This window comes from Cobetia sp. PDI-23MA (assembly GCF_059507735.1).
In genome coordinates this window covers 205,511-218,399 of the sequence record NZ_CM183352.1, presented here as the reverse complement: position 1 = coordinate 218,399, position 12,889 = coordinate 205,511, and the positions used below count along the sequence as shown (strand labels likewise).

The following is a 12,889-nucleotide window of genomic DNA, read 5'->3' as shown; positions in this document are numbered from 1 at the left end:
CCGAAGGGTGGCTTTTCTGTTGGCTGCCGAATTCATCCTGCGACTGCATCAGCTAGCCAGAATTGGCTGGGGTACCAGGACTCGAACCTGGGAATGCCGATACCAAAAACCGGTGCCTTACCACTTGGCTATACCCCAATTTGGTGGCCAGAGACGGAATCGAACCGCCGACACGGGGATTTTCAATCCCCTGCTCTACCAACTGAGCTATCTGGCCAACCTGAAGACACAAAAAAAGCCGCCAAGGCGACCTCTATATCGTGTGTTCTTCGCTCATCGACAGAAGCCTGAAGATGGTGCCGGCTAAAGGAGTCGAACCCTCGACCTACTGATTACAAGTCAGTTGCTCTACCAACTGAGCTAAGCCGGCACAAAGAACTCATGATATGAGTCTTCTTACTACGTTACTGCATGTCAGCTGGCTGGGGTACCAGGACTCGAACCTGGGAATGCCGATACCAAAAACCGGTGCCTTACCACTTGGCTATACCCCAACACTTGGTGGCCAGAGACGGAATCGAACCGCCGACACGGGGATTTTCAATCCCCTGCTCTACCAACTGAGCTATCTGGCCCTTGCCAACGAGGACGTATTAAATAGAAAACCTTTCCCGACGTCAACCCTTGCTTATCAAGAATTTGGCGTCGTAATTCGCCTTCCGCCGTCCTCGCCGGCCACTCAGACTTCGTAGCCCTGTCCGCCCTGCGATTCGCCCTTGGCGGCGGCGTCCGTCGGCACGAAACCTTCGGCCTGGTCCGTCTCCTGGTTGTTGAAGAAGCGATCCATCTGCTCCATCAGATAGCGACGGCTGTCGGCATCCATCATGTTGAGGTGCTTCTCGTTGATCAGACGCGTCTGCAGCGCCTGCCACTCTTCCCATGCCTGCCTGGAGACGTTGGACCAGATGTCCTGGCCCTTCTCGCCCGGCAGCGGCGGAAAATCGAGACCCGGCAGGTCCTGGTCATACTTGCGGCAATGTACGGTGCGCATGGGTAACTCCGTAAGAGGACTGGATGTCAGTGCGGATGAGCGCCGAGCCTTCGCCAGACGCCTTAACTGTTCCTCATTCTCGCACGCCTGGGCCGCTTTGCCCCAGACGTACGGCCGATGCCGACACCGACAAGGCCTCACAGGCCGAACAGATCATCCGTGCAGCGCGCCAGCAGCGCCTTGACCGGCGCCGGCAGGCCCACGGCGTCTGGCGCGGCGGGGTCGACGAAGCGACGGTCGGCGGCCGACTCGCTGACGCTCCCGGCTGCTTGAGCTGGCGCAAGCCCTGCCTCGCCCAGCTGTATCGGCTGCGGCGTGATGGTCAGCCGGAAGTGGCTGAAGACATGCTCGAAACTCGCCAGTGGCGCCTCCAGATGGGCGCCGCGGGCTTCGCGGGCGACCCATTCCCGCGCGGCCTCGCGGTCCTCGACCAGTGGCGGCGCCCATAGGCCGCCCCAGATGCCCGTCGGCGGACGGCGTTCCAGCAGGACCCTCCCCGCCTCGTCACTGACCAGCAACATCAGTGTCTGACGCGTCGGTATGGTCTTCTTGGGCTTGCTCTCGGGGAAGCGCTTCTCTTCGCCACGCGCATGCGCCACGCAGACTTCCTCGAAGGGGCAACGCGCGCAATCGGGCTTGCTGCCGCGCGTGCACAGGGTGGCCCCGAGATCCATCATCGCCTGGGTCCAGTCCGCCAGCCGCACCTGCGGCGTGTAGCGCTCCGCAAGCGTCCACAGCTTGCGCTCCACCGCCGGACGGCCCGGCCAGCCCTCCACGGCATGCAGACGTGCCAGCACGCGCTTGACGTTGCCATCGAGAATCGGCGCCCGCTGTCCGGTGCTGATGCTGATGATCGCCCCGGCGGTCGAACGGCCGATGCCCGGCAAGGCCGACAATGCCTCGACACTCTCGACCGGGAAGGCACCGTCGTGCTCATTCACGACCTGCTGAGCGGCCTTGTGCAGATTGCGCGCCCGCGCGTAGTAGCCAAGGCCCGTCCACAGGTGCAGCACGTCATCGATATCCGCCGCCGCCAGCACCGCGACATCCGGGAAGCGCTCCATGAAGCGGGCGTAGTACGGCAGCACCGTCGCGACCTGGGTCTGCTGGAGCATGATCTCCGAGACCCAGACGCGATACGGTGTGGTGTTCTCCTGCCAAGGCAGGTGCTTGCGGCCATGCTCATCGAACCAGTCGAACACGCGCGCCTGAAACGCCTCGGGACTGAGGGCGATGTCTTCGAAGCCGGGCGTGGCGTGGCTCTCGGGAGCTGTCACGTCTGGCGTGGCAGCAGTGTCAGGTCGCGCCATCAAAACTTCCTCTGCTCGTGCCATGGTCGACGCCATGGCCTGGGCTCAAACGGCAGCACGCCAGCCCCGAGGAGCTGGCGTGCCGGTCTTGCTGCGAAGGGAGCGCGTGATCAGTTGAACAGCCCCTGAATCGCGCCCTTCAGCTTGTCGCTGGCGCCTTCGCCCAGCTTTTCGTCGATCTTCTTGCGGGTATCTTCGTCGAGCTTCTCATCCAGCTTCTCGCTGACCTTCTCGCCCGCCTTGCGCTTGGCTTCTTCCTTGGCCAGTTCCGCTGCGGCACTCTGGAAGCCTTTCTGATCGAAGCCACACCACTCACCCGGCTCACCGCTCAGGTTGCCTTGGCACTGCACCGGGAAGCGCAGCTTGATCAGACGCGGATTGACCGCACAGGCCGCGTCATCCGCGCCCTCGATGAAGCGCGCCGCCACGTTGTAGTCGAAGGCCTCGGTCGGCAGGTTGAGCTGGCCCTTGCCGTCCAGCGCGATGCCCGGAATCGCCAGGGCGAGATCCTGATTGCTGATCACGCCATTGGTGACCGTGAAGCTGCCCTGCGCGCGCTCCAGCGGCGTATTGGCCTTCCATTCACGTGAGGAGGTCTTGCCACTCAGCGTCGCCACGGCAGTGCACATCTCCCTGGAGATATTGACGTCGAGCACCTCGCCATTGCGAATCTCGAAGTTGCCCTTGCCGTTCAGATTGCGTTTGATGCTGTCGATCTGATTGGTGCTGGTGGTGTAGTCACCATTGAGCGTCAGGCGACCACGCAGGATGCCCTTCTGCTCCGGCGCCAGCGCCTTGAGGAATGGCGCGATATCCAGATTGGTCAGCTTCTCGCCGAAACTCATGCTCAGCGGTGTCTTGCGGCTGTCGATGCGCGCATTGGCCGCCAGCGAGCCGCCGTAGAGGCTGGCCGTCAGGCTATCGAGCTGCTGTACACCCGGCTGACCGGACAGCTTGGCGCTCACCTTGTTCATCTCGAGACCCGAAGCGATCAGCGTGCCGATATCCAGCTGGCCCTGAAGGCCCAGCGTCTTGAGCAATGCCACCGGCAGCAGCTCCGCGTCACCATCGGCCGCATAGACCGGCGCGATCACGCCCGCCGTGAGCGCTTCTCCCAGGCTTGCCGTCTTCTCGTCTGCGCCCGCCGGTGCCAGGTAGTCATCGAGATTGAGCGCGTCGACATCCAGATCGAAGGTGATCTGCGAGGCATCGAAGGACGAGCCGAGGCGCCCATTGAGGGTGGTGTCATCCAGCGCCATCACCAGGTTGGTCAGCTGCACCTGCGACATGTCGCCCTTGAACGGGCTGGAGAAGGCCAGCGAGGTCAGCGCGCTGCTCTTGGCGGTCTGCGGCGCGTCCATGCCGACACGCGTCATCCACGCCTTGGGCGACAGCGGTGCCAGCTTGAACTGGCCGCTATAGCTGAGCGCATCGCCGGTGATGTCCTTGGCCTTGAGCGCCCCGCTGAGGCGCAGGTCACTGCCGGAGGTCAGCAGCAGGTTCTCAAGATTTGCCGTGCCCGCCGCCAGGTCGGCTTCGGCACCGAAGGTGGCTTTCAGCGGCAGGGCCTTGTCACCCAGCGCGGCCTGATGGAGCGTCGCGTCCAGCTCGGCGCCATCGGCCAGATACAGCTGCTTGTCGGTATCCAGCGTCAAGGTGTCGATATCCAGCGCCACGCTCTGGTCCTTGTCACCCAGCGACGGCATGCGCGTGGTGGTATCCAGGCTCACGCCGGTCAGCACATGACGGCCGCCCTGCAGGTCCAGCGCCACCTTGCCATCGAGGCTGACGGTGCTCTGAAGTTCCGGCTCACGCCCATCGGCCACGAACGACAGCTCGACCGGGAAGGCCTTGTCGGGGCTGACGTTGGAGGAGGTCAACGCCACGTCGTTGAGCGTCATGTCGAGCCCGCTGGCCGCGTCCTGATAGGCGATCTGACCATTGGTGACCTGCACCGAGGCGATATCGAGATTGACCGCCATGCTGCCGGCGCCATTCTGCACCGACGGCGTCGTGTCATCCGCCAGCGCCACACCGGCGCTCTTGGCCGGCGGCAGCGCTTCATCCGCCGCGCCACTGTCGGCAGCCGTCGCCGCATGCTCAAGCAGGCTTTCCCAGTTGCCACGCCCCTGTGCATCACGCTCGAGCGCCAGCTTGAGGCCGTCGAGGAAGACGCCTTCGACTTCGACCTCACCGCTCAGCAGTGGCGTGAAGGACACGCCGACTTCCGCGCGGTCAAAGGAGGCAAACGGTGACTGATCACGCTCCTGCTCCGGCAGCCAGGCTTCGGCATCCTCGACACTGACGCCGAGACGCGGATAGAAGGACCAGTCCAGCGGGCCGTTCAGGGCCAGTTCCAGCCCCGCCTGGTCCTTGACCGCCTTGACCAGTCGTGGCTTGAGATCATTCGGATCGAGGAAGGTGGTGACATAGATCACCCCCGCCACGACCACCAACGCCAGTACCCCGACGATGGCCAGCAAGGCTCTGAACAGTGCTTTCATCTGCGTCCTCCCTTTGACACGATGAGAATTGCTGCGGCGCCTCATTCCAGAGGGCAGCATTTGAGATGGCGCTGTGGGCTTGCGGCATCAGGTGATGCCCTTTCTGCCGCTCATCATCGAGCACGCATGCCGTGCATCGTCCTCTTGCTCGGCAAAAAGCCTCAATGCGACCTCGATGATGACACAGGCGGTGGACAGGTCGCGTTGACGTCAGTTCCGCATCCGGCAACGACCGGGTTCACTCCTGCGCCAGCACGAAGCCGTCGCGGGCGGGGTCTCGCACATAGCCGAGACGTGATACCAGCAGCTCGTCGGCCAGGGTCAATCCCTGACTCGGCACGACCAGCAGACGCTGGGCACTGGCCGCTTCCAGCGACAGCAGGGCCATCAGACGCGTACCGACACCGCGTCGACGCGTGCTCTTGCGCACGCAGCAATGGCTGATCTTCCAGGCATCGCCTTCATCCTCGCAGAGCAGCGCGCCGATATGACGATCGTTGAAGAAGGCGCTGCAGAAGCGATGTCCCGCGGCGAGATTGGCTTGAATGAAGTCGTCCGGGGCAAGCGGAAGACGCTCACCGGGAGCTTCGTGATAGATACGCGACAGGTCGATGCGGACTTGCTCATCGGTCTGCCAGCGCGCGTGGTCGATCATCTGAAGAGTGACCGGCATGGTGAATTCCTCGCCCGCGACATGAATGCCCGCCATTGTAGCGGATGCCATTGTCCTTTCTCTATAATGATGGGTCGGGCAGGCACGCAGACGCCGCGCCTGCCGCCGATCAGGCGCCCCGCCGACGGCTCTCTGCCGTCGTCAATGCCCTGATCACGATTTCGATTGCGACATCACATGACAATAACCACATGATGCGCACTTCCCGGCCGGACTGGACACACGCCTCTCATACCAAAGGCCCCAGACTGCGCCCAGACCCCATCGGCCTCGAAGCCGCTGATGGCGTCACCGACCGCTGGAGAGACATCATGGTAGAGCGTATCGCCGAAGTTCATCGCAACACCTCGGAAACCAAGATCCGGGTCCGCATCAATCTGGACGGTGAAGGCAAGCTGAGCGCCAACACTGGCGTGCCCTTCCTCGAACACATGATGGACCAGATCGCCCGTCACGGCGTGATCGACATCGAGGTCGACTGCGATGGCGACCTGCATATCGATGACCACCACACCGTCGAGGACATCGGCATCACCCTGGGACAGGCCTTCGCGCAGGCACTGGGCAACAAGGCCGGCATCCGCCGCTACGGCCATGCCTACGTACCGCTGGATGAAGCCCTGTCGCGCGTGGTGATCGATTTCTCCGGTCGTCCGGGGCTGTTCATGCAGTGCGAGTTCACCCGCGGCAACATCGGTCGCTTCGATACCCAGCTGTTCTGGGAATTCTTCCAGGGCTTCGTCAATCACGCTGGCGCCACCCTGCATATCGATAACCTCAAGGGTTTCAATGCCCACCACCAGGCCGAGACCATCTTCAAGGCCTTCGGTCGTGCCGTGCGCATGGCGGTGGAAGAGGACGAGCGCATGGGGGGCCGTATCGCCTCCACCAAGGGCTCATTGTAAACAGGGCTCGCTGTAAACGAATGATCCGGGCGCCAGACGCCTGACATCCAGCGCCGGAGCCTGCCTCCGGCCTTCGGGAGAAAGACATGACGATTGCCGTCATCGACTATGGCATGGGCAACCTGCACTCCGTCGCCAAGGCGCTTGAGCACGTGGCCGACGAGAATGTCGTGATCACCAGCGACCCGCGTGCCATCCGCGGTGCCACCCGCGTGGTGCTGCCCGGCCAGGGCGCCATCCGTGACTGCATGGGCGAGCTTGAACGCGCCGAGCTGCGCGGTCTGGTCGGCGAGCTGTTGAGCAACCACAGCAAGCCACTGCTGGGCGTATGCGTCGGTCAGCAGATGCTGATGGAGCGCAGCGAAGAGAACGGTGGCATCGATTGCCTCGCCTACTTCAAGGGCGACGTGAAACGCTTCGATGACCAGCAGCTGGACGAACATGGCCAGCGCCTCAAGGTGCCGCACATGGGCTGGAACCATGTCGCGCACACCCAGGGCCACGCGCTGTGGGAAGGTATCGAGGACAACTCGCGCTTCTACTTCGTGCACAGCTTCTATGTATCGGCCAGCGAGCGCTCCAAGGTCTACGGCGCCACGCACTACGCCGGTGCCGAGGCGCACGTCGCCATCGGTGAGGGCAGCCTGTTCGCGGTGCAGTTCCACCCGGAGAAGAGCGCGGCCGCCGGCCTCAAGCTGCTCGAGAACTTCGTCCGCTGGCAGCCCTGAAGGCTCGCCCGCGTGACCCTCGGCGTCTGTCTCGCGTGACGGACGCCGATACATCCGCCTTCGATATACCGACGACAATACAGGCGTGACAAGACACGCCGAGAGGACACCCGACATGCTGGTAATCCCCGCGATCGATCTCAAGGACGGTCAGTGCGTACGCCTGAAGCAAGGCCGCATGGAAGACTCCACCAACTACGGCGATGACCCGCTGGCCATGACCGCGCGCTGGGTCGAGGCCGGTGGCCGCCGTCTGCATCTGGTCGACCTCAACGGTGCCTTCGAAGGCAAGCCGGTCAATGGCGACGCCGTGACACGCATCGCCCGCGCCTACCCGGAGCTGCCGATCCAGATCGGTGGTGGCATCCGTGATGCCGCGACCATCGAGCACTACCTGGAAGCCGGTGTCGGTCAGGTCATCATCGGCACCAAGGCCGTGAAGGAACCGGCCTTCGTCGCCGAGATGTGCCGCGCCTTCCCGGGCCGCATCATCGTCGGTCTCGATGCGCGTGACGGCTTCGTGGCCACCGATGGCTGGGCTGAAGTCTCCACCATCAAGGCCACCGAACTGGCCAAGCGCTTCGCCAACGACGGCGTGTCCTCCATCGTCTATACCGACATCGCCCGCGACGGCATGATGCAGGGCGTCAACATCGAAGCCACCGTGGCACTGGCCCGCGAGGGCGGTATCCCGGTGATCGCGTCCGGCGGCGTGACCAACCTGGATGACATCCGTGGCCTGGCCGAAGTGGCCGATCAGGGCATCCTCGGTGCCATCACCGGCCGCGCCATCTATGAAGGCAGCCTGGACATCGCCGAAGCGCAGGCGCTGTCCGACGCCATCACCGGCCGCAAGGCCTGAGGGGAGCGATCATGGCACTCGCCAAACGCATCATCCCGTGTCTGGACGTCGACGCCGGTCGTGTCGTGAAGGGCGTCAACTTCGTCGGTATCCGCGATGCCGGTGACCCGGTCGAGGTCGCCAAGCGCTACAACGAGCAAGGCGCCGACGAGATCACCTTCCTCGACATCACCGCCAGCGTCGACAACCGTGGCACCACGGTCGACATGGTGTCGCGCATCGCCGGTGAGGTATTCATCCCGCTGACGGTGGGTGGCGGCATCCGCACCTGTGAAGACATTCGCACCATGCTGAATGCCGGCGCGGACAAGGTCTCGATCAACACCGCGGCCGTGTTCAATCCGGACTTCGTGCGCGAAGCCGCGGAACGCTTCGGCAGCCAGTGCATCGTGGTCGCCATCGACGCCAAGCGCGTCAGCCAGGACGGCGAGACACCGCGCTGGGAGATCTTCACCCACGGTGGCCGCAAGCCGACCGGACTCGACGCCGTCGAGTGGGCGAAGAAGATGGTCGAGCTGGGCGCCGGTGAACTGCTGCTGACCAGCATGGACCGCGATGGCACCAAGGCCGGTTTCGATCTCGGTGTGACACGCGCCATCTCCGACGCCGTCAGCGTGCCGGTGATCGCCTCCGGCGGTGTCGGCACCCTCGACCATCTGGTGGATGGCGTGCTTGAAGGCGGTGCGGATGCGGTGCTGGCCGCCAGCATCTTCCACTTCGCCGAGTACACCATCCCCGAAGCCAAGGCCTACATGGCCGAACGTGGTATCGAGATGCGCCTGTAAGCGCAGCCGCAGGGTAGTTCAGGCAGAAACGCGAACGCCGCCATTTCCTCAGGGAATGGCGGCGTTCTTGTCTGCAGAGACGCAACTTCGGCTCAGGCGAGAACAGTGCTCAGACGTAGCCCAGCTTCTTCAGCGGCTTGAGCGCCTGCGCGAGTCGCTGGTCGGCAAGCGTCATGATGTCCGCGACCAGGTGCTTCTCGGCGGCGGGCAGCATCACGCGCTCCCCGACCCACAGCGCCAGCTCCGCCAGGTCATGCTGATTGCCCAGCCGCGCGGCCGCCTTGTCGAGCAGTTCCGGCTCGCGGCGCCGTCCGTGACTCGGTGACTCGAGCTTCCGCGCGGCTGCCTCACCCAGCGCCTCGTGCGCCAGTGCCAACTGGAACATGCGGTACTTGACCCACTTGCGCAGCCGGTGAGACGTCTCGATCTCACGCTTGCTGACCACCTGCGCCGCAAGCTTGCTGATGCGATGACGACTGAACTCCAGCCCGATGTCGAGCTCCTCCACCGTCAGCGGTACCGCCTGCCAGGCCGCCCGCTCCTCGCTCAGCAGCGTCTCGAGGGGCGCGTGATCCAGCTCGCCTTCGGGCTCGCTGAGCGAGGCACTGGTCAGCCCCGGACGCAGCGCATCCAGCAGGCGCTGACTGCGCTCATCCACCCAAGCGTAGGCGCGACCATGGGTCTTGCGCAGCATGTGCGCCTCGCGCGGCCCGGCCAATGCCTTGGCGACGGCGCGCGGACGCGCCTGATGCTCACTCACCGCCGACTTGCCCAGTGACTCACGCCGCAGTTGCCACCAGCCGCGCAGCTGCTTGCAGTCGACACGCAGCGCATGTACATCCGCCGCGCCCAGCGTCGGCTGCGCGAGACGCTCACGCATGGCGTCCAGACGCGCCTGAATCACGCCATTCAGCGCTGCGTTCATCGGAGAAGAATCCTGCTGACGGGTGTCGCTCATCTGTCTCTCCAATAACGGCTGGCCAGTCATCACTGGCACCAGGATGGCCCGAATCGGGCCGCTCAGTCCTGCAAGGATAGCCCGAGATTGCTGACATCTTCATTGCGGCCCAATTGCTTGAGCGCACGCCAGTCATCGCGGGACAGCTGCGGGGCTTCGACGCTCTCGAGCACGGCGTCCTGGAAATCACGCTCATCGATCATCAACGGATGCTCGCGAATCATGGCTTCCAGCGCTTCCTGCTCGATGCCCTCACCGGCCTGCAGGTCGATCAGCGCGCGCACGCCATCGGCGGACAGACGGCTGATCTTGAGCGCGGCTTCCGGCTCTTCGCTGATCAGCACATCGATGCAGGCGGTCAGCGCCATCACGGCTTCCAGGGCGCGGCGCGCGCCAAAGCTGTCATCTTCCTCGGCGGGCTCGAAGGCGGTGACCTTCTCGGCCTGCAGCGAGAAATCGATCTTGGCATCGCGCACGCGCAACTGCTCCCAGACGAGGTCCAGCAGCTTGCGCAGCTCACGCGTGGTGTCCAGCGCGCTGGCCGTGCCGTTGGCTTCGGCGTAGAAGCCGGCATTGGGCAGGAGTCGCTCGGTCAGCGCCGCCATGAAGGCAGTACGGCGCACGGGGGCCAGCGCATCAAGGCGCGCACGGAAACCGGATACAGGCTGAGTCATGACGGCTCTATTCTCACTTCACTATTCAATATGCGGCGTCCGCGCTGGCGTCTTGCCTGTGCCAGCCACGATGTCACCGAAGGTCGCTATAGGGTATGCGATAGGATAGGCGAAAGGGTAGCGCCCGCGCGTGGCCGGATGAACGCGACCCTGCTCGAGCGCTGCCATGCTGTTGCATACCTTAGGGCCACAGGCACTCTGTCGGCACGCGACCGGCACCATCGAACAGGATGCCTTCGCTGCGCAACTTTTCCCGCTGGCGCACCGCTCCGCCGTGCTCGGTGACCTTGAGCGAGGCATTGATCACGCGATGCCACGGCAACTGATGGCCATCCGGCAGGTGACGCATCGCCGAACCGACCATGCGGGCAGTGGCGCCATCGGTCATCTTGGCGATACGCCCGTAGGTGGTGATGCGGCCTTCAGGAATCTGCGCCACCACGGTGTAGATCTGTTTGAGCAGTTCGGCTCGCATGCGGTTCTCTCCTTGTCGTGACGCGGCTGGTTCGCCCTGTGCAGGTGCTGAGATGCAGGTACTGGGACGCCGACACTGGGGCCTTTACGCTGACATGGCACTCACGCATGATGAAGCCATGCATCTTTACTTCATACATCAGGGGCAACTCCCTGACGCTGAACCAGATTCAGCCGCCGATACCGCAACGCTAGCGCATGACTGGCAGAGTCCGCTACGCCTCAAGGACTGGCTTTCCGGCATGGGGCACAGCTTCAACACCAGCTTCCCGCTGGCAGGCGAAGCCTTGCCGGGCATCGATGACTTTCATGCGCTGGTGGTGCTGGATGGTCCGCAACGCCTGTCGAGCGCCGCAAAGACAGCCTCGCCCGCCGAACAGCAGTCGCTGCGCCTGCAGCGCAAGTTGATTCGGCGCACGCTGAACAGCAATCGCCCACTGTTGGGGATTGGCCTGGGGGCGCGACTGATCGCCGAGCAGATGGGGGCGATCGTCTCGTCCGCCGTGGTGCCGCAGCGTCGCTGGGCCACGCTGACGCGCAGCAACGAGTGCCCGCTGGGACTACCCGCCGAGTTCGCGGCCTTGATGTGGCATGAGGAGATCTGCGGCCTGCCGGAAGACTGCGAGCTGCTGGCCAGCGGCGAGCACACGCCAGTGGCCGGCTTCAGCTGGGATGAGGGCCGCGTGGTGGCGCTCAACTTCCATCCGCACATGGGAGCCCTGGCCACGCAGGACCGCCTGGCCCACCATCCCGCGCCCATGGAGGGCATTGGCGTGCAATCACGCGAGGCGTTGCTGGAGGATCCGAAGCGCTTTGATCGTCAGGCGGCCCTGCTGGACCGCCTGCTGGTGGACTGGCTGAATGCGTGAGTACTGACCGCGCCCATGAGGGAGGTCAGCGCTGCCAGCGGTGATTGGCGCTCCACTCACGCGCGAAGGCGAGGCTGTTGTCCCAGTCGCCGACGTGCAGGAAGGTGCGCTCGTGCTTCTCGAGCTGATAGCGGTACATCGGGTCGTAATACTCGCTGAGCAGCGGTGCCAGCCAGCCTTCATGGGCCATTGGATTGCCGCGCTTGTGCTCCTGGAAGGCGATGTCCTGCATGCGCACCAGACGAGCAAGACGCGCACTGCCCAGGCGCTTGCGAAGACGCAGCAGTGCCTGACGCAGCTGGCGCTGCATCAGGGTCCAGCCGAGGAAGTCACCATAGTGACGACTGTAGGTGGACCATAGCCCCTCGATATAGTCCTTCTGAATCTGCACGATTCGCCAATCCAGCGGCATCTCGACGCGGATCAGCGGCGCCTGCTCCATCGCGCGCCAGGTGGCGAGCGGAATGTTGACGCTGCCGATGAAGCGCGACTCGTCTTCCATGATGGTCGGCGCTTCATCCTCAAGCGTGAGCATCTCGGCGGCGATGCGGTGCTCGAAGTCGATCTGGCTCGGCGCCGGGAAGGGGTGACGGCCGAAGGCCGAACCCTTGTGGCGCGCACAGCCTTCCAGGTCGATGCCATTGTCCAGCGCATGGATCAGCTCAGTCTTGGCACAGCCGGTCAGCCCGCCGATCAACAGCATCGGGGCCTGCTCGGCACGCTCATCGATATGCTGACAGAGCTGCTGACGCATGGCCTTCCAACCGCCCTCGATGCGTGGGCGCTCGATCCCTGCTTCCTGCAACCACTGCTGACTGAGCTGGGAGCGCATGCCGCCGCGGAAGCAGTAGAGAATCGCGTCAGGGTGCCGCTCGATGTGCTCGACCCAGGCGCGGATACGCGCACGCTTGATCCCGCCGCTGACCAGTTGATGGCCAAGATGTACCGCCGATTCCGGGCCGACCTGCTTGTACTGCAGCCCGACGCGATGACGCTCCTCATCATCCATCAGTGGCAGATTGACGGCACCCGGCAAGGCACCAGCGGCGAACTCGACCGGCGCGCGCACATCGATCAACGGACGGCCGTCGCGAATCAGGTCGCAGCTGGCCGCCACGGTGGGCAAACTCATGGGCATCTCTCGGCAGACAGAACA

Annotated in this window: 13 protein-coding genes and 5 tRNA genes; 5 read left to right on the top strand and 13 right to left on the bottom strand. The window is 64.0% G+C overall.

The genetic code is table 11. From position 1 onward, the window contains the following. Window positions 1–63: 63 nt before the first annotated feature. From AC5WNJ_RS01020 to AC5WNJ_RS00980, 9 genes are all read right to left on the bottom strand, one after another. A tRNA-Gln gene (locus tag AC5WNJ_RS01020) sits at window positions 64–138 on the bottom strand. 3 nt (window positions 139–141) lie between these two features. Next, a tRNA-Phe gene (locus tag AC5WNJ_RS01015) sits at window positions 142–217 on the bottom strand. Window positions 218–294: 77 nt separating this feature from the next. Beyond that, a tRNA-Thr gene (locus AC5WNJ_RS01010) sits at window positions 295–370 on the bottom strand. Window positions 371–419: 49 nt separating this feature from the next. Continuing rightward, a tRNA-Gln gene (locus AC5WNJ_RS01005) sits at window positions 420–494 on the bottom strand. A gap of 5 nt (window positions 495–499) precedes the next feature. Further along, window positions 500–575: transfer RNA gene (locus tag AC5WNJ_RS01000), tRNA-Phe, on the bottom strand. A 104-nt stretch (window positions 576–679) separates the two neighbouring features. Beyond that, window positions 680–991: an oxidative damage protection protein gene (locus tag AC5WNJ_RS00995; protein WP_176675968.1), complete on the bottom strand. Its 312-nt coding sequence runs from the start codon at window positions 989–991 to the stop codon at window positions 680–682. Between the two features lie 137 nt (window positions 992–1,128). Next, complete coding sequence (gene mutY, locus AC5WNJ_RS00990) at window positions 1,129–2,301, bottom strand: A/G-specific adenine glycosylase (RefSeq protein WP_253064988.1); 1,173 nt, start codon at window positions 2,299–2,301, stop codon at window positions 1,129–1,131. 110 nt (window positions 2,302–2,411) lie between these two features. Next, window positions 2,412–4,805 carry an AsmA family protein gene (locus AC5WNJ_RS00985; protein WP_253064989.1) on the bottom strand — a complete coding sequence of 798 codons (2,394 nt, stop codon included), beginning with the start codon at window positions 4,803–4,805 and terminating at the stop codon, window positions 2,412–2,414. 238 nt (window positions 4,806–5,043) lie between these two features. Further along, window positions 5,044–5,529, bottom strand: a complete 486-nt coding sequence (locus AC5WNJ_RS00980; protein WP_253064990.1) for an acetyl-CoA sensor PanZ family protein — start codon at window positions 5,527–5,529, stop codon at window positions 5,044–5,046. Between the two features lie 260 nt (window positions 5,530–5,789). Here AC5WNJ_RS00980 and hisB point away from each other — a divergent pair, with 260 nt between their 5' ends. The 4 genes from hisB (at window position 5,790) to hisF (ending at window position 8,758) form a co-directional block, all read left to right on the top strand. Further along, window positions 5,790–6,383: an imidazoleglycerol-phosphate dehydratase HisB gene (hisB, locus tag AC5WNJ_RS00975; RefSeq protein ID WP_043336716.1), complete on the top strand. Its 594-nt coding sequence runs from the start codon at window positions 5,790–5,792 to the stop codon at window positions 6,381–6,383. Between the two features lie 86 nt (window positions 6,384–6,469). Beyond that, a complete protein-coding gene (gene hisH, locus AC5WNJ_RS00970; RefSeq protein WP_054555217.1) occupies window positions 6,470–7,111 on the top strand; it encodes an imidazole glycerol phosphate synthase subunit HisH in 642 nt (213 codons plus the stop codon). Window positions 7,112–7,226: 115 nt separating this feature from the next. Further along, window positions 7,227–7,973 carry a 1-(5-phosphoribosyl)-5-[(5-phosphoribosylamino)methylideneamino]imidazole-4-carboxamide isomerase gene (gene hisA, locus AC5WNJ_RS00965; protein WP_495930327.1) on the top strand — a complete coding sequence of 249 codons (747 nt, stop codon included), beginning with the start codon at window positions 7,227–7,229 and terminating at the stop codon, window positions 7,971–7,973. A gap of 11 nt (window positions 7,974–7,984) precedes the next feature. Beyond that, window positions 7,985–8,758 (top strand): imidazole glycerol phosphate synthase subunit HisF, encoded by a 774-nt coding sequence (hisF, locus tag AC5WNJ_RS00960; RefSeq protein WP_176675964.1) that lies wholly within the window; start codon window positions 7,985–7,987, stop codon window positions 8,756–8,758. A gap of 109 nt (window positions 8,759–8,867) precedes the next feature. Here the strand turns inward: hisF and AC5WNJ_RS00955 are convergent, their stop codons facing one another. The 3 genes from AC5WNJ_RS00955 to AC5WNJ_RS00945 all read right to left on the bottom strand — a co-directional run bounded on the left by AC5WNJ_RS00955 (window position 8,868) and on the right by AC5WNJ_RS00945 (window position 10,865). Next, window positions 8,868–9,716, bottom strand: a complete 849-nt coding sequence (locus AC5WNJ_RS00955) for a CHAD domain-containing protein (RefSeq protein WP_253064992.1) — start codon at window positions 9,714–9,716, stop codon at window positions 8,868–8,870. 62 nt (window positions 9,717–9,778) lie between these two features. Next, a complete protein-coding gene (locus AC5WNJ_RS00950) occupies window positions 9,779–10,390 on the bottom strand; it encodes a YjaG family protein (RefSeq protein ID WP_054555215.1) in 612 nt (203 codons plus the stop codon). 181 nt (window positions 10,391–10,571) lie between these two features. After that, on the bottom strand, window positions 10,572–10,865 hold the full coding sequence (locus tag AC5WNJ_RS00945) for an MGMT family protein (RefSeq protein ID WP_253064994.1): 294 nt from the start codon (window positions 10,863–10,865) through the stop codon (window positions 10,572–10,574). 118 nt (window positions 10,866–10,983) lie between these two features. Between AC5WNJ_RS00945 and AC5WNJ_RS00940 the strand changes: the two genes are divergently transcribed. Beyond that, the gene (locus AC5WNJ_RS00940) at window positions 10,984–11,733 is read left to right on the top strand and encodes a type 1 glutamine amidotransferase (protein ID WP_253064996.1); all 750 of its coding nucleotides are present in this window, start codon (window positions 10,984–10,986) and stop codon (window positions 11,731–11,733) included. A 25-nt stretch (window positions 11,734–11,758) separates the two neighbouring features. On the opposite strand, the gene mnmH is transcribed toward AC5WNJ_RS00940, so the two are convergent. Next, window positions 11,759–12,865, bottom strand: coding sequence for a tRNA 2-selenouridine(34) synthase MnmH (gene mnmH, locus AC5WNJ_RS00935; RefSeq protein WP_253064998.1), 1,107 nt, complete (start codon window positions 12,863–12,865; stop codon window positions 11,759–11,761). Between the last annotated feature and the right edge of the window lie 24 nt (window positions 12,866–12,889).

Coding starts and splice junctions, on each gene's coding strand:
- AC5WNJ_RS00955 (WP_253064992.1), bottom strand. CDS start 9,716: ATGAGCGACACCCGTCAGCAGGATTCTTCTCCGATGAACGCAGCGCTG.
- AC5WNJ_RS00985 (WP_253064989.1), bottom strand. CDS start 4,805: ATGAAAGCACTGTTCAGAGCCTTGCTGGCCATCGTCGGGGTACTGGCG.
- mutY (WP_253064988.1), bottom strand. CDS start 2,301: ATGGCGCGACCTGACACTGCTGCCACGCCAGACGTGACAGCTCCCGAG.
- AC5WNJ_RS00950 (WP_054555215.1), bottom strand. CDS start 10,390: ATGACTCAGCCTGTATCCGGTTTCCGTGCGCGCCTTGATGCGCTGGCC.
- AC5WNJ_RS00980 (WP_253064990.1), bottom strand. CDS start 5,529: ATGGCATCCGCTACAATGGCGGGCATTCATGTCGCGGGCGAGGAATTC.
- hisF (WP_176675964.1), top strand. CDS start 7,985: ATGGCACTCGCCAAACGCATCATCCCGTGTCTGGACGTCGACGCCGGT.
- hisH (WP_054555217.1), top strand. CDS start 6,470: ATGACGATTGCCGTCATCGACTATGGCATGGGCAACCTGCACTCCGTC.
- AC5WNJ_RS00945 (WP_253064994.1), bottom strand. CDS start 10,865: ATGCGAGCCGAACTGCTCAAACAGATCTACACCGTGGTGGCGCAGATT.
- hisB (WP_043336716.1), top strand. CDS start 5,790: ATGGTAGAGCGTATCGCCGAAGTTCATCGCAACACCTCGGAAACCAAG.
- AC5WNJ_RS00995 (WP_176675968.1), bottom strand. CDS start 991: ATGCGCACCGTACATTGCCGCAAGTATGACCAGGACCTGCCGGGTCTC.
- mnmH (WP_253064998.1), bottom strand. CDS start 12,865: ATGAGTTTGCCCACCGTGGCGGCCAGCTGCGACCTGATTCGCGACGGC.
- hisA (WP_495930327.1), top strand. CDS start 7,227: ATGCTGGTAATCCCCGCGATCGATCTCAAGGACGGTCAGTGCGTACGC.
- AC5WNJ_RS00940 (WP_253064996.1), top strand. CDS start 10,984: ATGCATCTTTACTTCATACATCAGGGGCAACTCCCTGACGCTGAACCA.